Source organism: Pediococcus cellicola, assembly GCF_001438655.1.
Taxonomy (GTDB): Bacteria; Bacillota; Bacilli; order Lactobacillales; family Lactobacillaceae; genus Pediococcus; species Pediococcus cellicola.
In genome coordinates, this window is the sequence record NZ_JQBR01000005.1 from 59,463 (window position 1) to 77,484 (window position 18,022).

17 protein-coding genes are annotated in these 18,022 nt (G+C 37.8%); 14 read left to right on the plus strand and 3 right to left on the minus strand.

What is annotated here, in order from left to right; genetic code table 11:
- Nucleotides 1-905: 905 nt before the first annotated feature.
- The 5 genes from IV80_RS05815 to IV80_RS05835 all read left to right on the plus strand — a co-directional run bounded on the left by IV80_RS05815 (nt 906) and on the right by IV80_RS05835 (nt 5,323).
- A complete protein-coding gene (locus IV80_RS05815; protein ID WP_057750870.1) occupies nt 906-1,682 on the plus strand; it encodes a hypothetical protein in 777 nt (258 codons plus the stop codon).
- A complete protein-coding gene (locus IV80_RS05820; protein WP_057750874.1) occupies nt 1,669-2,358 on the plus strand; it encodes a hypothetical protein in 690 nt (229 codons plus the stop codon). Before IV80_RS05815 ends, IV80_RS05820 begins: the two co-directional genes overlap by 14 nt.
- Nucleotides 2,355-3,023, plus strand: a complete 669-nt coding sequence (locus IV80_RS05825) for a hypothetical protein (protein WP_057750875.1) — start codon at nt 2,355-2,357, stop codon at nt 3,021-3,023. The genes IV80_RS05820 and IV80_RS05825 overlap by 4 nt, the downstream gene beginning before the upstream one ends.
- A 15-nt stretch (nt 3,024-3,038) precedes the next feature.
- Nucleotides 3,039-3,671: an ABC transporter ATP-binding protein gene (locus IV80_RS05830; protein WP_057750878.1), complete on the plus strand. Its 633-nt coding sequence runs from the start codon at nt 3,039-3,041 to the stop codon at nt 3,669-3,671.
- A 350-nt stretch (nt 3,672-4,021) separates the two neighbouring features.
- Nucleotides 4,022-5,323, plus strand: coding sequence for a D-serine ammonia-lyase (locus IV80_RS05835; RefSeq protein ID WP_057750881.1), 1,302 nt, complete (start codon nt 4,022-4,024; stop codon nt 5,321-5,323).
- Nucleotides 5,324-5,725: 402 nt separating this feature from the next.
- On the opposite strand, the gene IV80_RS05840 is transcribed toward IV80_RS05835, so the two are convergent.
- Nucleotides 5,726-6,229 (minus strand): helix-turn-helix domain-containing protein, encoded by a 504-nt coding sequence (locus tag IV80_RS05840; RefSeq protein WP_057750885.1) that lies wholly within the window; start codon nt 6,227-6,229, stop codon nt 5,726-5,728.
- Between the two features lie 386 nt (nt 6,230-6,615).
- Entirely contained in the window at nt 6,616-7,137 is a 522-nt protein-coding gene (locus IV80_RS05845; RefSeq protein ID WP_057750886.1) for a helix-turn-helix domain-containing protein, read from the minus strand.
- 196 nt (nt 7,138-7,333) lie between these two features.
- On the opposite strand from IV80_RS05845, the gene IV80_RS05850 reads away from it, so the two are divergent.
- The 9 genes from IV80_RS05850 (at nt 7,334) to IV80_RS05885 (ending at nt 16,100) form a co-directional block, all read left to right on the plus strand.
- Nucleotides 7,334-7,609 (plus strand): hypothetical protein, encoded by a 276-nt coding sequence (locus IV80_RS05850; protein ID WP_057750889.1) that lies wholly within the window; start codon nt 7,334-7,336, stop codon nt 7,607-7,609.
- 17 nt (nt 7,610-7,626) lie between these two features.
- A complete protein-coding gene (locus IV80_RS10100; RefSeq protein ID WP_157048830.1) occupies nt 7,627-7,776 on the plus strand; it encodes a hypothetical protein in 150 nt (49 codons plus the stop codon).
- A gap of 115 nt (nt 7,777-7,891) precedes the next feature.
- Entirely contained in the window at nt 7,892-10,417 is a 2,526-nt protein-coding gene (locus IV80_RS05855) for an excinuclease ABC subunit UvrA (RefSeq protein ID WP_057750892.1), read from the plus strand.
- Between the two features lie 137 nt (nt 10,418-10,554).
- The gene (locus tag IV80_RS05860; RefSeq protein ID WP_057750895.1) at nt 10,555-11,706 is read left to right on the plus strand and encodes a baeRF6 domain-containing protein; all 1,152 of its coding nucleotides are present in this window, start codon (nt 10,555-10,557) and stop codon (nt 11,704-11,706) included.
- Between the two features lie 343 nt (nt 11,707-12,049).
- Nucleotides 12,050-12,952: an EamA family transporter gene (locus IV80_RS05865; protein ID WP_057750898.1), complete on the plus strand. Its 903-nt coding sequence runs from the start codon at nt 12,050-12,052 to the stop codon at nt 12,950-12,952.
- A 165-nt stretch (nt 12,953-13,117) separates the two neighbouring features.
- Nucleotides 13,118-13,765, plus strand: coding sequence for a hypothetical protein (locus IV80_RS05870; RefSeq protein WP_162259299.1), 648 nt, complete (start codon nt 13,118-13,120; stop codon nt 13,763-13,765).
- An 18-nt stretch (nt 13,766-13,783) separates the two neighbouring features.
- Nucleotides 13,784-14,323, plus strand: a complete 540-nt coding sequence (locus IV80_RS05875; protein ID WP_057750904.1) for a hypothetical protein — start codon at nt 13,784-13,786, stop codon at nt 14,321-14,323.
- Between the two features lie 32 nt (nt 14,324-14,355).
- Nucleotides 14,356-15,888: a MucBP domain-containing protein gene (locus IV80_RS05880; protein WP_057750907.1), complete on the plus strand. Its 1,533-nt coding sequence runs from the start codon at nt 14,356-14,358 to the stop codon at nt 15,886-15,888.
- Nucleotides 15,888-16,100, plus strand: coding sequence for a hypothetical protein (locus IV80_RS05885; RefSeq protein WP_057750910.1), 213 nt, complete (start codon nt 15,888-15,890; stop codon nt 16,098-16,100). Before IV80_RS05880 ends, IV80_RS05885 begins: the two co-directional genes overlap by 1 nt.
- A gap of 253 nt (nt 16,101-16,353) precedes the next feature.
- Here IV80_RS05885 and treC read toward each other — a convergent pair whose 3' ends face one another.
- The gene (treC, locus tag IV80_RS05890; protein WP_057750914.1) at nt 16,354-18,009 is read right to left on the minus strand and encodes an alpha,alpha-phosphotrehalase; all 1,656 of its coding nucleotides are present in this window, start codon (nt 18,007-18,009) and stop codon (nt 16,354-16,356) included.
- Nucleotides 18,010-18,022: the final 13 nt, after the last annotated feature.

The window sequence follows — 18,022 nt, forward strand, 5'->3', positions numbered from 1 at the left end:
TCAAAACGTTATTCAACTTCATTGAAGTTCAGTTTCCGGCAAGATCGACCACGTAAACTGACGGTTGCTAGAATGTAAACCACTGGTTTCTATGCAAAAAGTCTTTCTCATTGCATAATTGGTTTTGTTGATTAGCAAAAATTGGAATTTATATTTTTGGCAATGGAAAATCAGTACCTACGCTCTGGGGGGAGTTCATAAAAGCTCAATCTGAATATGTGACAGTCAAAACTGGTCAAATGTTCAGATGAGATAGAAATAAGAGCTGGTAACCTTATACCGATTCTTATTTTTTTTGTAGATATTGAGGGAAGCTTAAACAAAACTAATTGTCTAAATTCTCGTCAAAAATTACACTTACAGATTTGTGGATGCAATTTTTGACGGGATTTTTTGGTAATGAGCACGTTATGAATTAGAACATATAAATGTAATGTGTGACGTGGGTGATAACTTAAGTCTTCGATCAAGCCGTTCAATACTATAGTCAGCATCAAAGACTTAAATTGTTGATCACATTTGTGGCGCTTCTTTAATCCATTGACCATTCAAGAGGGAGGTGTCGTTCCTGCAATTTATCAACCGGCAGTGAATTTTTCGTTTCATCAAGTTCATATGAAACAAAAAGCGTCCAATTATCAAGTGTCTACAAGATTTACTATTAAGCAAGCTGATCTGCTATCATATGGTAATCGTCGTGCAAATCATAACTTTTGGAAAAATTTGCGCCTTGTAATTCCTTACAGTATGTTGATCATATACATAATTTGAACGAATCAGCAATTAAGTACCAAGTACCAATACAAAAATACATGATGTCTTATTAACATTTCCAATTCCAAATGAACGGCTTGATTTGAGGAGTAAGTAAATTAAAAATTGTGAATAGCTAGGGAGGGACAATTATGTTAGCAAAAATTGAATTGATCCGACTATTGAAACGTTGGGAAATATACGTTGCACTGCTTATTGGTTTTGCAATGATTATCATACAAGCCATCACCATTTATCCTGAAAATGCTAACTTTATGAACAGTGCGTACATACATTTAACCGGTTTTGATTTTACGGGGGCCGGTAGTAATCTCTACTACTTCATTTTACCAATTATGAGTGGATTAGCAGCTACCAGCATATACAGTGAAGATAAACATCAAGGACTATTAAATTTCATTTTGATGCGTAAGTCAAAACGTGTCTATTTGCGGATCAACCTAATGATAAGTTTTTTAGTAGGTGGTTTTGTTGGCGCAATACCATTGATAGTTGAGGGTGCTTATTTTTTTACAAGATATTCGACGACGAATGTGCCTGCTGATTTGTTTTCGGCTGGAGGATGGGTACATAATTGGTTTTATACGTCACCCATGTCTTTTTGGTGGATGTCTATACTAATTGTGTTTCTGTATAGCGGCCTTTTTAGTATTCTTGGAATTGCGTGTTCTTACGTGGCTAAAAGAAAAAAAGTAGAAATGGCTTTTCCATTCTTAGTTGTAGCAGCTTCATTTTTAATCAGTAATTATGCTGGTATAGATAACCTTGGGATTACGTATATTTTGCCACCTACTTTTAGTAATGATTATGTTGGCAGCCAATATTTTTTAATAGGAATATTCTTATTAGGATTACTTAGCGTATTGCTTGTCACAGCTTTTGAAGGGAAACGCGATGAAGTGGATTAATAAAGTGTGGTGGGGATCTAAACTACGAGAGTTAGTTATTATTTTAATAATTTTAATGTTAAGTTTCTTTTCTTATTACTACGTATCAGGAATTGATATTGACATGCGGGGACAATTGGCCATGTATCAAAATTTACTCCCTAACGTATTTTTTTCAATTATTAACGCCGCTAATATTTTTCTAGTTATTGCTTTACGTGTGAGGGTGGAGCCGTTTTTGTTGGCACGATTAGAGCACAAGACGGATTGGCTAATTATGAACAATGTTGCTGTCTTTATTAGTAGCGCGCTGACATCGTTTGTAGTCACCATTGGCCTTTTTGTAGCTATGCAAATGATGCAAGGAACAACAGACATTGAGCCACCATGGGTATTAGGTGGATTCTGGTTTGTTTTTCAGGCTTTAGTAATGTGTCAAACAATCATTTTACTGATGGTTACGTGTTTTCCACTATTAAATTTCACAATGGCGAGCTGCTTAGTAGGTGTTGTACTTTTTACAGGATCTCTGAGAAGCTTTTCCGCAACACCCATTAATGAAATTACTTTAATAAACGAGATTTTGGCTAAACAATCACTGGTGATAATTATTTCCAAATCTTTAATTATTTGGGGGATCATTTTTGCAATTATGAGTTTAGCTCAATTGCGAGCCAGAAAGCGTGAATATTTATGAAAGCAGAACTAGATCTGCTTTATGATCAACTCTTAGTTAGAAATTTGAAGACCAAAATTTGCTTAATCATACTTCAGATAGGACTACTCTATGAATATTGTCAGGAATCTAGCTTTAATAGTGCAGAAAATATTTTTAACACTTTTCCAGCAATGACAAGTAATTTTATTTTTCAAAACTTGAATTGGATTTTATATTATTTAGTACCGCTGTTTGCGATGATTCCGGTATTTAAAGAGTTTTTGTTGAAACAAAATGTTTTCGTTTGGATTCGCAAGTCTAATAGTCGATTGCCTGTTGTATTAGTTGGTGGCCTGATTCTGGCTAGTTCGATTTTATATAATTTATATTTTTGGGTTGTTGTTTGGATTCTTAAAATAAAAACAATTTCTGTGCTGTTTATTTTTAGGTTAGGATTAGCAACAATACTTAGTCTGATGGGCATTACTATTTTGATTTTAGTGTTAACCATGCTTTTACGAGGAATTGTAGGGGAGCTTTTAACAGTAGTTTTGTTTTTAATAGTTTTAGCATTGAAAACAAACTGGGCTATTTTAATTACAACGACTTTAAATTTGAAGTTTGTCAGTGGAATATTAGTAATTTGGCTTGTAATACTTGTTGAATTATTAAATTTAGCATATCGAAAAACGGAGTTGCTATAGGGAGAAGAATTTTAAATGAGTTATATAAATTTAAAGAATGTTTCAAGAACAATTAAACATAAACGGATTCTACAAAATATAAATCTGAACATTGAAAAAGGAACTATCACAGGCTTTGTAGGACCTAACGGATCTGGGAAAACGATGTTTTTTCGTGCAATTCTAGGGATGATTAAGTTAGATTCTGGTGAAATTGAGATTAATGGAGAGAAGATAAGTCTGGGATCTAGTCCACAAGTCAATATTGGTACCATTTTGGAAACCCCTGGTTTTATTAATAATTATACGGCACTTGATAATCTCAAATATTTAGCCGCAATTAAAAATGAAATCCAAGAAAAACAGATTTTAGAAGCAATGCAATTGTTTGATATGATTGACCATAAAGATGAAAAGGTTAAGTCGTTTTCATTGGGAATGCGACAGAAATTGGCAATTATTCAAGCTATTATGGAAAATCAAGAATTAATTATTTTAGATGAACCGACTAACGGCTTGGACGAAGCATCTGTGCAAACTTTTGAGGACAAGTTGCGGGAGTTGAAAAATGAGGACAAAACTATTTTAATTGCCAGTCATGATCGTTTTGTCATTCAAAGTGTTGCTGATCAAGTTTATCAGGTGAACGAGGGTGAGGTTAGCGTTTAGAATGTTAATCTATGCTTAATTGGAAAAAACTTTGAATAATGAGGAAAAATATAAATCTGGTTTTCTTTTTGATTTGATGTTCAGTTCTTGACGATTGGTATAGTACTCACACACTATGTAGATATGAGCATATATTTTGAATATTTTACTCGATATTCTTTAACGTGTTCAATAGAATTCTTAGAAGGCCGTGGTGTTGTAACAGAGATCATTTACGACTTTTTTGTATTGTGGTAATTGCATAATTAATGGTAAAGGTTTAAAACAAATTGTTGCTGTATACTTAAAAAATCACAGTATTGTTGTTATACTGGATAACGTACAAAAACAAGAATAGGGAGATCTAGAGAATGAATGTCGATGCTTTGATCGAAAAGTACCCAGAAGTAAAAACAATGCAGGAGTTAAAGCCTTTTTTCTGGCGTAACCCTGATTATGGTAAGAAAGCTGATCTTTCAATTGGAATTGCAGATGTTTTTGATGCTGAAGCACGTTTCCATCGATTTGCACCATACTTTGAAGTAGCTTTTCCAGAGACGGTGGCGACTCATGGAATCCTTGAGTCACCATTAATAGACCTTCCATACATGAAGGCTCGCCTAAATAAAAGCTTTACAAATGAAATTGAAGGTGGCTTGTACCTCAAAGCTGATAACTACTTACCAATTTCCGGTTCGATTAAGTCTCGTGGTGGAATTTATGAAGTCTTGAAATTTGCTGAAAAAGTGGCCATTCAAGAAGGCGGCTTAATTTATGAGGATAATTACGCCGTGTTAGCCAGCAAGAAGTATCACGATCTTTTTGCCAAATATGGAATTGCGGTGGGCTCAACTGGTAATTTAGGCCTTTCAATTGGTATTGTGGCGCAAAGATTAGGCTTCCGAACCTCAGTTCATATGTCAGCCGATGCTTCACAATGGAAGAAAGATAAGTTACGTTCATTTGGCGTGAATGTCGTCGAGTACAACGATAACTTCACACATGCGATTACTGAAGCTCGCAAGTCGGCTGCAGCTGATCCAATGACTTATTTCATTGATGATGAAGGTTCATATGATTTATTCCTTGGTTATTCGGTTGCTGCATTGCGACTACAAGCCCAATTAAAATCTCAGGGAATTAAAGTTGATAAGGATCACCCTTTGTTTGTATACTTACCAGCTGGTGTCGGTGGCAGTCCAAGTGGCGTTACCTTTGGTCTAAAGAAGGTTTTAGGCGAAAATGCACATGCTATTTTTGCAGAACCCACACATATCCCTTCTGTTACCTTAGGGATGGTTACTGGTTTAAATGATAAAATTTCTGTTTATGATATTGGTATTGACGGTACGACTAAAGCTGATGGGTTGGCTGTTGGTCGCGCATCAAGAATTGCTGGTAAGAATATGCGGACTTTGTTATTAGGAACGGCAACTTTCAAAGACGAAGATATGATGAAAGATGTTGTTCGTTTGTATGAAACTGAGAAAATTGGATTGGAACCGTCGGCAGCTGCTGGATTCACAATTATGGATCAGTCGTTAGAAAATCTATCGGCTGATTTCCCAATGAAAAATGCAAATCATATTGTTTGGGCAACCGGTGGTAGTATGGTGCCAAAGGAAGATATGGATCGTTATCTTGAAATTGGCCGCGAAGAATTAGCTAAATAATGAATGACAATGAAGACTAGTTGAAAAACTGGTCTTTTTTGATATCATTAATTTTCAGTTCTTATGAACTTCAGTTTGTTAAAGCAATAGCAGCAACACGTAGTTACTCAACTACGTGTTGCTTATTTTTTTCCTCTTTTTGATTGATTCTGAAATCAAGGAGGAAAAAATGAAAAAAATTAATGTTATTTTAGTTTTGTTTATATCTTTGCTGGTGCTATTTTGGAAAGTTCCTAATGCTTATGCGAATAGTCACACTTATACGGTGTCACACACAAAAACATTTTCTTAGAAAGCCTCATACAAAATTGTTGTTCGTAAGAATCAAATAACTAAAGTGTATGGCGTTCATGTACATGCAATTACAAGTGAAATAATACATGGAAAGCTGAGAGTAACTAGTTAATCCAAATGTATTTCAGTTGATGAGTGGGTAAAAATGTCTGAGAGGAAAAGATAGCAGTTAAATAGGCTAACAAGAAAAACAATCATAGCTATGATATAGATTAAAATAAAGTATCGGTTGAATTTATTATTTCTAAACATTATATATGGCGGGATAAATACGCCAAAGACTGGAAGAATAGCACTCAAAAGTGTAATTGTAATTAATTCAAAACTTTCATCATTTGCGTTATACGTTTTTCGATTTATAAATTTTGTAGACTTCTTTTGAGGTTGTTTAGCATCTAATGCAAGCTTTCTTTTAATTTTGGGACTTTCTGATAATAATTCGTCCAGAGAGATTCCATAAAGTTTACTAAGACTCATTAAGTTGTCAATATCGGGGTATGTTTTGTTAGTTTCCCATCTTGACACAGCTTGTCGAGAAACCATAATGGCATTTGCCACATCATCTTGTGAAAGGTGTGCTTGTTCACGATATGCTTTTAATTGTAAAGACATTTTGTTACTCCTTTCAGATAAGAAATTTGAAACTATTTAAAAGATATATCCAATAAAAGATTAAGTAAATGACAGTGATGAGAAATGAAGGTTCAAGAAAGAATGCAATACGTCATAATGTTAAGTTCGACTTTATTATCTCTTTAGCCAAAAACAAACTAATAAATTATTGGCAGGCATTTTTCTTAGTATCTTGTTTGTGTCATTAATTTTTACTGTACTCATAGGTTTCAGGTAAAGCCAGATTGATGTTCAAAGATTTGCATGCTTACATACTAAATAAAAATGACAACAACTATTGAAGTTCAGAATAATTTTTTTAAGTTGGTGATGTTCTGTTGGTTTATGAATATAGATTTATTAGAAAACTTCATTTTATACTTTTATTATTTAGTTGGATAGACGGTATTGGTACCCAGGTTTAGAAAAAGATCTGAAAAAATGACAAAAGAATTAGTAAGACTGACGATGATTGCGATAATGCTAACAAGCATAATGGTTTTGTATAAACTATTGTATTTGTTGTTTCGCCATAAGACGTACATGGGGACAAAAATACCCACGGGGGGAATCATGGTACTTATCAAAGAGACGATTAACAAAATAAGCCCTTCATCGGTATTTTGATAGAGTTTAGTATTAACATTACTAAGCCTTTTTTGTTGTTCGTCAATTTGAGCATCATTTAGGTCCAACTTTTCTTTAAGTTCCTGTTTTTCCCTGATAAGGTCATCTAACGAGACTTTGTAGACTTCACTTAAATCTATTAGGTTGTCTAGGTCGGGATAAGCACGTTCATTTTCCCATTTTGAAATTGATTGTCTGGAAATATGTAAAATAGTGGCAACTTCATTTTGTGAATAGCCGCTATTTTCTCTGGCTTGTTTTAATTGTAGTGCAATTGACATTGTAAATCCCCCCATTTTTTCTGTTACTATTGAATCTATAACAAAAATACCCTAATGTAAACAACTAGTGTCAGCATGTAAAGCAATGCGTTCTTCCTTTTTGATGATTTTTTGCGCATAATTTAGATGTTAGCCGATCTTTTGAAATATACAGGTTGCAACTAACAAAAAATAAAAATGAGAAGTGGTTATCTCAATGAGTGAAGAAAAATCAAATTTCAAGGTGTTAAAATATGTCCTCTATTTTGCGGTATTTTGTCTTATAGCAGGGCCTTGGTTAACAATCTTATGGCAAGAGTTTGGAATTGGTGTTGGCGGAACCGGAATTTTGGGAATCGGGACATACTTTGAGTTTTTACCAAGATTTCAAGGTAACTTTTTTAAAAGATTATTGGGAGCTTTATTAACTCTTTTAGTTATGGTAGTAGAGATTGTTTATGCATTTGTAATATTAGCGTTATTCAGAGTTTAATTCGGGGGATGATTTAGATGGGATTTTGGGTTTTGCTTGTATCATTTATTGTCATGCTGTTTTGTGCATACTATGCATTTAAAAAATGGCAGGTTAACAAATTGTTGGCAGGAGTATCTGCAATTGTGGCTGTAGTAGCATTGATTGCAGTGATTTACTTAGTATAAGAAAAAGCAGCACGTTCTGAAGTTCAATCTGAACTTCAGAACGTGTTTTGTTATGGTCAATGATTTCAGCGCGTTATACTGAAAGAGAAATAAACAGAAAGAAGAGGCGTTCTAAATGGCAATTCAACATAAAGAAACCATCCCTGACAACATTGAAGTGATGGGAGCCCATGTTAACAATTTAAAGAATCTCAACGTGACAATTCCCTTAAACGCATTTGTAGCAATTACGGGCAAATCTGGATCCGGAAAATCTTCGTTGGCAATGGGGGTCCTTTATGCTGAAGGAGCACGCCGATACTTGAATTCGTTGTCGACATACACCCGCCGTCGCATTAGCCAAGTTGGAAAGGCAAACGTGGATGAAGTAAAATATCTGCCCTCTGCTTTGGCGCTGCGCCAACGGCCCACGGTGCCTGGTGTGCGTTCCACAGTGGGTACGATGACAGAAAGCTTAAATGTTTTACGCCTGATATTTTCCCGGTTGGGATCCCATGTCTGTCCTAATGGGCATCGAGTGCCACCGACATTGGAAGTAGCTGAAAATATGGGTTATGTAGTTTGCCCAACGTGTGGCGTGAAGTTTATGGCACCTGGCGCTGAAAGCTTTGCCTTTAATTCCGAGGGCGCTTGTCCCACATGTAATGGGATTGGTAAAGTTCGTCAAATTGTAAAAGAACGTCTCATTCCTGATCAAACCAAAACTTTGCGGGAAGGCGCGGTTGCTTCATGGCGTTTGCCAGGCCGTAACTTTATGATTTATGTGGCGGAACAAATTGGCATTCCAATTGACACGCCCTTCAATCAGATGAGCCCCAAAGATCAAGAACAAGTATGGCATGGTGCCAATAAAAAGTACGCAATTAATATTCCGTCAAAAACGGGTAAAATTTTTCATATGGATAATGCGCAATTTGAAAATGCGTATGCAGCAGTTGAAGATAGTTTAGCCACCACCGCTAATGAACGGGCAATTACCCGGTTAAACCGATTCTATTCCTTTGATGTGTGTCCAACTTGTCATGGTAGTCGATTTAATCCCAAACTATTGGTAACCAAGTTAGCTGATAAAAATATCGCAGAAGTTTCTAAAATGACTATTACCGAATTAACGCAATTTATTCCAAAAATTGTGCCGTGGTTACCCAAACAGGTGCAGGCATTGGGTACTAGTTTGGTCGGTGAATTAAAAGACAGCCTGCAACCAGTCTTAGATTTAGGCTTAGACTATCTCACGTTAGATCGTGCTGGTGATACTTTATCGACTGGTGAACTACAGCGAATCCAGCTTGGTCGTACGTTACGAAGTCAAACTACCGGTGTGCTTTATGTACTGGATGAACCGTCAGTCGGCTTACACCCAGCCAACGTGAGTGGTTTAATCAAGATCTTGCATCAACTTGTGGCACAAGGAAATTCACTAGTCGTTGTCGATCATGATACGCGCATTATTTCAGCGGCCGACTATGTGATTGAAATTGGTCCCGGAGCTGGCAAAAACGGGGGGACCGTTATTGATCACGGGACAGTTCCTACCATTCAAAAAAGTTCCAATTCACTGATTGCCCCATTTTTAAATGGAACGGCTAAGCTTTTAGTTCGTAATCAAGTTCCTAAAGCCCAACTGTTTGATAAGGGTGACATCACGGTTAAGGTCTCTGATCGGTACAATCTGCACAATGTGACAGCCCACTTTCCAAAAGGCCGTCTCAGCGTTGTGTCGGGTTATTCAGGGGCTGGAAAAACGACGTTAATTTTGGATAGTCTAATTCCGGCCATCAAAGCTGCCATCAAAAAACAGCCGTTACCAAAGCACGTCACACAGTTGGATCGCGCCCATATTCATCGCGTGGTGATGGTTGATTCTGTGCCAGTTGGAAAAAATGTGCGTTCAACGGTAGCTACTTATTCTGGTATTTTGGATACTTTACGGGTTCTGTTTGCCAATACAACCGGAGCTAAACAAAGAAAATGGACGGCGAGTCATTTTTCATACAATGTGGGTTCAGGTGCTTGCCCAAATTGTAAGGGAACCGGGACAATTTCGCTTGATATTCAATATTTACCGGACATGGTAGAAACATGCCCTGTGTGCCATGGCAAACGATATAATGACGAAACTTTAGCGGTAAAGTGGCATGGTTACAGCATTGCCGATATTCTAGCACTAGATGTGGAACATGCCTTACCTATTTTTAAAGAGGTTCCCGCAATCAGTACTATTCTAGAAAAATTGAATGAAATGGGACTGGGTTACTTAGTCTTAGGCGAGAGTACACCAATTCTTTCTGGCGGTGAGGCACAACGATTGAAGTTAGTTTCACAAATGGGACGTAAGCAAAGCGGTACCTTATTTGTTTTTGATGAACCATCTGTGGGGTTGCATCCCTTGGACATTCAAACATTAATTCACGTGTTTGATCGCTTAATTGATCAAGGAGCCACCATTATTATCATTGAACATGACCTTGATGTGATTGCGAATGCCGATTATGTGGTTGATCTTGGGCCTAAAGGCGGTCAATTAGGGGGTCAGATTGTGGCATCCGGGACACCTCGAGAAGTTGCCAGCACAGTAAAAAGCGAGACGGGTAAGTACTTGAAAGCTCATTTTGAATTATTTAAACCTGTTGCGGGTTAGTATTTTGTTAGGCATATAATAATTTTATTCTTATGAAAGCTATAACTATACTGGAATTTTCGAGGGAAACATGCTATGCTGAGTTTAAGATGTAGAAAAGGCTTTCATATCTAATATGCTTACTGGAGGAATGACCAATGCGAATTAACAGAAATGATTTATACGATTTATTGAGTTCAGAAAATGGTCCCTTTGTCACAATGATTGTGAATAATCCAACTGACTTAAAAGAAATTCAGCAGACAAAAATTACTTTTAAGAACTTAATGAGAGAAGCTAAGGAACGGCTTACTAAGATGTTTCCTAAGCTGGATCATGAAAGTTATTTAAGTAAATTAGGAATTTACGGCGAAGATAATAGTTTCTGGTTAAATAACAAAGGACGTTCAACAGCGTTAATAGGCAATATGGATCAAGTAGAAAGCTTTCAACTTTCAGAAGCTTATTCAAATCAAGTGTCGGTGTCACGTCAACCCAATGTTTTACCCATCATTCAAGAATTGCAAATGAAATTTGAATACTTGTTAATTGCATTGAATCAGACTTCATTTGAGCTTTATCGGGGTGATGGTTACGATTTGGAAAAGGTACGCCTAGATGAGGATGCGCCGCGAACTTTGAAGGAAGCACTTGGTGATAATGAGTTAGTTGGTGGAGAGGTAACTTTCCGGGCCGCATCAAGTCATGGTGGCGATGTTGCGGTGGCTTATCATGGGCATAATGAAAAGAGTCAGGAAGTTACAATTGATCAAATTAATTATTATCAAATGGTAGATCAATATGTCACAACAAATTACGCGCATCCCGAGAGTTTGATGACAATTGTGTTTGCCTTACCAGAAAATCAGGCGAAATTCCGTCAGGTCTCGAAAAATAAAAATTTGTCACATCACTTAAAAATTGAGGAGTCACCGAATGGCTTAGGTATTGATCAATTGGAGAATAAGATGCGGCCGGTTGCACATAAGTGGTTTGAGCAGATTATGGATGTGCAAAAGCAGCGGTATGAAACAGCCAAGGACAAGAATAAGGCAACGAGCGATATGCGTGAGTTGGTAAGGTGTGCGGTGGCTGGTCAGATTGATACGTTGTTTGTGAGAAGTGATACCACGGTTGTGGGAATGATTGATGATGAAGGCAAGTTGGATACGGAGTCGTTGGAGGCTCAGGAAAACAACTTGGTGAATGATGTTGTGGATAAGACGATGCAGAGTGCGGGTCGCGTCGTGTTATTGGATACAGAAGATATGCCAACCGATAAGGTGGCGGCGGGAATATTAAGGTATTAGTGCGCGAGACAAAACGGTAAAAGACGGAAATTAAGCATGATGTATGCGGGATCGTAATCCCGAGGAAATCATGCTTAATTTCCGTCTTTTGTTTTGTCGAGCGGTCCTAAAGCTCAGCGGAGAAAAGCAGGGCAAGGAAATGCTGGATGCGGGGAGAATACCCCGCTGGAAGCATGCTTATTTATTTACACTTGTTTTGTCGAGCGGTCCTAAAAACCGGAATTCTATGTGGGTGGGATGTTAATGTAGGCCATTTCTTCAAAATCACCATTGCGTTGCTTCTGCAATAGTCAGATAATTGAAAGCAGAAATCGTAATTTAGAAAGTGCTGGGGGACGAAGGAATGAGCAGGTCAACACGAGGAATTTTATATGCATCCATTGGCGCGATATGTTGGGGCATATCGGGTCCAATTGCACAGCTTTTATTTACAAATTACAACCTAAAACTGGGATGGTTAATAAGCTCAAAAATGTTATTTAGTGGTCTCATTTTATTAGTATTTGGGTGGCTACAAACTAAAGAACGGCCAAAGCTATTTAGAATTTGGCATGATAAAAGGGCGCTAGTTCAGTTGGTGATTTATACTATATTTGGGATGACTGCCATGCAAGCTGTGTATTATAAAGCTGTAGAAGTTGGAAATGCGGCAACCGCTACAATTCTTCAATTTTTGTCACCAGTATTTATTGTCGTCTTTACTATTTTGCACTATAAGAGAGTGCCGCGGCGTGGTGATGTTTGGGCAATTATTGCTGCGTTAGTGGGTACGTACTTGTTAATTACAGGTGGCAATCCAACGACACTCACCATTTCTCCCGCAGCTTTATTCTGGGGTGTGATGACAGGAGTGGCCGCCGCAGCCTATGTTTTATTACCAGCCAAAATTTTAAATCAATACGGATCTTTGTCGGTTTCAGCTTGGTCTATGGTCATTGGTGCTGTCTTGTTGATGTTTGTGCAACCCATTTGGCGTGATGTACCTAAGTTTGATTTACTAGGATGGGCTGGTTATTTATTCATTGTCATATTTGGTTCAGTCATTGCCTATTTCATTTATCTGGAAAGCTTGGCTTACATTTCGGCTACGGCTACGGGATTGTTAGATGCTTTTGAACCGTTGGCCGCAACGATTTTTTCTGTCATTTTTTTAAATTTGACGTTCGGGTTTGTTGAAACGATTGGGACAGTCCTAATTTTAAGCACGGTCTTTATCTTGGCGCTGGCCAATCGCCAATCATCGTAATATCAATTATTATTAGCGCTGTTTATTCTATGAAGGAATAAATGGCTTTTTAATTTGGTCTAAATCTATACGGAACAGTGCGAGAGTTAAATATAGTTGTTTTACTGAGACAAAGTGCTAATATTTAGATAAATGGAAACGGTTTCTATGAAGGGGATGGCGCCGGTGCAGAATCGATATTTAAAGTTACTGCTTTATTTTTGTGTTTGGCTAGGTCTAAATGTTTTATGGGAATTACGTGCCATCATCCTTTACACGGGTATTCATTTTCCGTTTTTGTTTATGGGTGCTGCGGCCTTGTCCTTTGCACCCATCGTAGGGATTACGGTCTTGCTGCTGATGGTTCTGTTTAAAAGCCGCAAATTAAATTTAGCAGCGCTAATCTGGCTAATTCTAGCGACTGTGGCTGCTAATCCTCCGATTTATCTGCTGTCAGTTAGTCTGTTCAGTGTAGTCACCGTTCTAATTTGTAATGTTTATCTCACGGTGATTATCTGCAATCGCGACCAACCGCTTAGACACGTCAACAAGATTGCCTGGACTTTTGCCATTATTTTTGTACTTTGTTTAACGTCGCCGGAGTTGAGTGCAAGGTTTGCAATTAATGGGTACGCAACGGCAAATACGGCTGTAAACACACACCTTAATTTAACAACAGATCATAAAAATCAATTGAAAAACCATGGTATCACGACCATTGCACCATCCCAACCCAAAATTGAGCTTTCGGGTGTGGGCGATATTAAGATTACCATCACGCGAATCGGAATTCTTTACTTTTCAACAATTGGTAATTATAGCTATGATTGGTGAAAGAAGGGGGAATGTGGCATGCGTGAAAAATATGATCCTTATCTATCGGCTATCCTATCTTTTTTAGAGTTTCTTATTTTAGTGATCGGTTGGCAAAAAGTTAGTGGCGTTTGGAATTACTTTACGGCGGATATTATGCATTCGTTTAAAGGAAATTCAGTTATGTATATCATTTCTAATCCATTCAATTTTCATGTTGGCACAACTGGGTTGCACGTTACGTACCCATTTGCGGTGGGTTACTGTTTGGTTTTGATTATTCAATACGGCTTACTATGGTATGCCTTGCATCAATTCGCAATGGGTATGAAAGCCTATTTTCATTTGCAAAAAGCCGCATTGGCAAAATATTTTAACCGAATTTCGCTTAGTTTTGTAGGTACTTTAGGGACAGTTTTGATTCTGCAAATTCTAGATTCCGTATTAGCAAAACGAGTACGTCTATTTCAGCCTGATTTTTGGTTGGCAATAGTTGGAACCTGCTTTTTGATCATTGCCTTTCACTATGTGGGAAGCATCATTACCAACATTAATAGGTTTGCAAAGCACAAAAGTTAGATATTCCGTTTTTTGAAGGGCGGGTGAGTGTCATGTCAAATCGTCAATTTTATCGAAAAATATGGCTTGTTACGGCATCGCTATTAAGTTTCATGGTATTTTTGGAAGTGCCGATTTATGCTCAAAAGAATACGGCAACCGGTGAAATTCCAACTAGTACGGCAGCATCCAATATTTCCAGTGCGTCAGAAGTTCGTCCTAAAATTGTGGTGAAATATGTCAATCAAAATAATAAAGCTATTGCCGCAGAAAAAACTGTATCAGGTGCAGTCGGTAGCTCATATGATGCCACAAAATTACAAAAGACGATTAAGGGTTACCGTTTGAAAGCAAAGCAGAATGTGACAGGTCGATATGCACCTCACCATGCCGCAATCATTTTTAAGTATCAAGGGGTAAAAGTAAAATTAACCATTCGTGATATCGATGATTGGAAGAATGATCTTGATGAAGAGCAGGGCGTAAAACGTGCCGTTACAGGCTATTATGGCAATCGGTACAAAATTAGTCCCTTAAAATCAGATGGAGAAACTTTGATTAGTAATCCGGCAATTTTAACGGGATGGTTTCCATTAAAGTCCAAAATGATTACGTTACATTATACGCAAACGATGAACGATGTTGTCTTTAGTTCCGATAAATCCATTACAGTTTCGGAAATCATTTTAGGACGTTTAACAGACGTAATTCAAACCTACCCCAACGGCGAAAAAATAGCTGTGATAGTTGGTCGTGATGGGGGGTATCGTGTTGGAACGACACAAAATAAATATAGTATTGTGGGATTTAAACTTTTGAAAACTTTGAAACGCAACGAAACGGTGAATGTTGTTTCTGCTAACAAAACACAGACACAAGTTTCGGTATTGTCTAATGGCTATGTACGCTTGAAAAGGCTTATGAGCGGAAACGACTATCAAACGGATGGCTCATTAACTAGTCCTAGTGGACACGTTACAAGTATTTTGACAACGGTAAAAGAAGGAATGAAATCCGAGGTTTCTGAAGAAGGACCGGGTATTCCTCCAACTCAGGTTGTGCAGACCTGGCCTAGTGGTGAAATTCTGACCACATTGTCTATCAACAGTAGCCAATTGCAAGTAACCTTGCAAGATCAGGCAAAGCATGTCCTGAGTACCAGAATTATCAAGAAAGCATCTAATGCGGGAACTATTTTTAATTTAGGTCAGGGACGCTACCTTGTATACCAAATTGATGCCCAAAAGGCTGTTATGGCTACTTTGATTTCCGGTAATCAGTATAAACGCCAAACTTTTGGAGTTCACGGGGCAGTGAAAGTGAGTCAAGGCCAGCTGAATTTGACTTCAGCCGCTAAAACGGCATTAAAGAATGGTGATTTAAAGGCCTTTATTAAAGCTATTGCTGACCAAAATGTTAAAAAAATTGGGAACGTAAAACAGCTTGCGGACAAACCAAAGCGGGCGAAAAAAGCTGCTAACCAAGAATTACCCGCTACTAATGAGAGTCGCATAACGCCACTATTAGGATTCAGTTTGTTACTGATTCTTATGAGTGTCTACGCGAAATATAAGTGGGTGATGTGATGTTAAAACAAAATAAAGCATTGACTTATTTATTAAGGTTTATTGCCACATTAACCTCACTTTTTACGATTTTTGTGGGTTACTTTGGTTGGGGAATCGATCACATTGATCGATCTGATTGGCATTATTTCCACTTGACTGATATCATGATGTACTTAATTGCGTTCCTGTTACTGGTTGCTGTTATCTGGATGTGGTTTCCCAAAAAATGAAAACCGCAAAAAGCAGTGAATGTGGCGGCGTTATTAAGTGTTGTCCTGGCCTTGGGGTGGCTAGCATTCATGTGGCCACATTTAATGGTACCAATTGTCATTTGTTTTACGGGTTTTGTTTTGGCATATACAGCCAAAATACAGTAAATTTAAGTAACAGAGTGCATATTTGGTATGATACGCAAACGTAAGCACATGCAAAAAGATCTCAGTGGTAAAATTTATCGCTGAGATCTTTTTGATTTAAAGGAACTTATTTATTAAGCAAGAAAGCCACTGACTGATAAGGTCTTAAAGTCACTTCTTTTCCAAATGTGGTGGGCTTTTCATAATTTGAAATCAAAATACGATTCTTCTCGTTTAACAAATCTTCTGGTAACTGAACCGTGGTTTCTTTACCGTAAAAATTGTTCAAAACAACTAAAGTTTGGTCTTTGTAATGGCGCAAGTACGCAAAGACTTGAGAATCTTTTTCGAGTAAAGGTTCAAAATCACCCACAGAAATGATGGGCTGTGTCTTGCGAAGATGTATTAATTTTTGGTAATAAGTAAAAATCTCACCATGTGCAAGTTCTTCAGCAACATTAACTTCGTCTTGATTAGTTGGCATTAGCCAAGGTTTGTGGGGTGAAAAGCCGGCATACTTTGAATTATCCCATTGCATCGGGGTGCGGCTGTTATCTCGTGATTTAGTTTTGACAATCTCAAAAGCTTCAGCTGGAGTCATTCCGGAGACCAAGAGTGCCTTATAGGCATTTTTGCTTTCAATATCCACGTAATCAGTCATTGATTGATAATCAGGATCGCTCATACCAATCTCTTCTCCCATGTAAATGTAGGGCGTTCCCCGTAGTAAATGCATGGTTGTCGCTAACATTTCTGCAGACTTGGCGCGGTAATGTACAGGGTCACCAAACCGATTAATTGCTCGGGGTTGATCATGGTTGTTCCAGAAAAGTGCATTCCAACCACCACCTTTAGCCATGCCAAGTTGCCATTCATTTAAAATTTGCTTGAGTTGCATGAAATCAAAAGGCGCTTTGGTCCATTTTTCACCATTTGCGTAGTCCACCTTTAAGTGGTGGAATGTGAAGACCATGGTTAATTCATGATTAGCCGGGAGTGTATATTGAACACTGTTAGCAACAGAGGTGGAAGACATTTCGCCGACAGTAATTGACTCTGGATCTTGCCCGAAACTCGCTTGATTCATTTCCTTGAGATAATCTTGGACAATTGGCGTATCGGTGTACAAGGTCTTGCTAGCGACATTCTTGGGAGCATCTTTCAACTTGGTTTGCTTACCGGTGACGTTAATAACATCAAATCGGAATCCATGTACGCCCTTTGCACGCCAAAAATTTATGACCCTATATAGTTCTTTACGAACTTCTGGATTATGCCAATCTAGATCTGCTTGAGTGGGGTCGTAAAGATGGAGATAATATTTTCCAGTTTGCCCAAATTTTGCCCACGCAGGGCCACCAAATTTAGATGCCCAATTTGTGGGCAAATCACCGTTGGGCTTGGGATCACGAATGTAATAATAAGCCTCATATTTTTTGTCGCCAGCTAAAGCTTTTTGAAACCATTTGTGTTGCGTAGAAGTATGGTTTAACACCATATCTAGCATAATACCAATATGATGTGCTTTAAGTTTAGTAGCTAGTTCTTCAAAGTCAGCCATGGTTCCAAATTTAGGATCTACTTTGTAGTAATCCGCAATATCATAGCCGTTATCATTTTGTGGGGACACAAAAAAAGGATTGAACCAGATCATGTCGATATTTAGCTTTACAATATAAGGAATTTTCTGAATAATTCCGCGTAAATCGCCAATCCCATCTCCATCACTATCATAAAAAGATTTCGGATAAATTTGATAGATTACTTTATCTTGAAATGTCATTTCATACACCTTC

Coding starts and splice junctions, on each gene's coding strand:
- IV80_RS05815 (WP_057750870.1), top strand. CDS start 906: ATGTTAGCAAAAATTGAATTGATCCGACTATTGAAACGTTGGGAAATA.
- IV80_RS05820 (WP_057750874.1), top strand. CDS start 1,669: ATGAAGTGGATTAATAAAGTGTGGTGGGGATCTAAACTACGAGAGTTA.
- IV80_RS05825 (WP_057750875.1), top strand. CDS start 2,355: ATGAAAGCAGAACTAGATCTGCTTTATGATCAACTCTTAGTTAGAAAT.
- IV80_RS05830 (WP_057750878.1), top strand. CDS start 3,039: ATGAGTTATATAAATTTAAAGAATGTTTCAAGAACAATTAAACATAAA.
- IV80_RS05835 (WP_057750881.1), top strand. CDS start 4,022: ATGAATGTCGATGCTTTGATCGAAAAGTACCCAGAAGTAAAAACAATG.
- IV80_RS05840 (WP_057750885.1), bottom strand. CDS start 6,229: ATGTCTTTACAATTAAAAGCATATCGTGAACAAGCACACCTTTCACAA.
- IV80_RS05845 (WP_057750886.1), bottom strand. CDS start 7,137: ATGTCAATTGCACTACAATTAAAACAAGCCAGAGAAAATAGCGGCTAT.
- IV80_RS05850 (WP_057750889.1), top strand. CDS start 7,334: ATGAGTGAAGAAAAATCAAATTTCAAGGTGTTAAAATATGTCCTCTAT.
- IV80_RS10100 (WP_157048830.1), top strand. CDS start 7,627: ATGGGATTTTGGGTTTTGCTTGTATCATTTATTGTCATGCTGTTTTGT.
- IV80_RS05855 (WP_057750892.1), top strand. CDS start 7,892: ATGGCAATTCAACATAAAGAAACCATCCCTGACAACATTGAAGTGATG.
- IV80_RS05860 (WP_057750895.1), top strand. CDS start 10,555: ATGCGAATTAACAGAAATGATTTATACGATTTATTGAGTTCAGAAAAT.
- IV80_RS05865 (WP_057750898.1), top strand. CDS start 12,050: ATGAGCAGGTCAACACGAGGAATTTTATATGCATCCATTGGCGCGATA.
- IV80_RS05875 (WP_057750904.1), top strand. CDS start 13,784: ATGCGTGAAAAATATGATCCTTATCTATCGGCTATCCTATCTTTTTTA.
- IV80_RS05880 (WP_057750907.1), top strand. CDS start 14,356: ATGTCAAATCGTCAATTTTATCGAAAAATATGGCTTGTTACGGCATCG.
- IV80_RS05885 (WP_057750910.1), top strand. CDS start 15,888: ATGTTAAAACAAAATAAAGCATTGACTTATTTATTAAGGTTTATTGCC.
- treC (WP_057750914.1), bottom strand. CDS start 18,009: ATGACATTTCAAGATAAAGTAATCTATCAAATTTATCCGAAATCTTTT.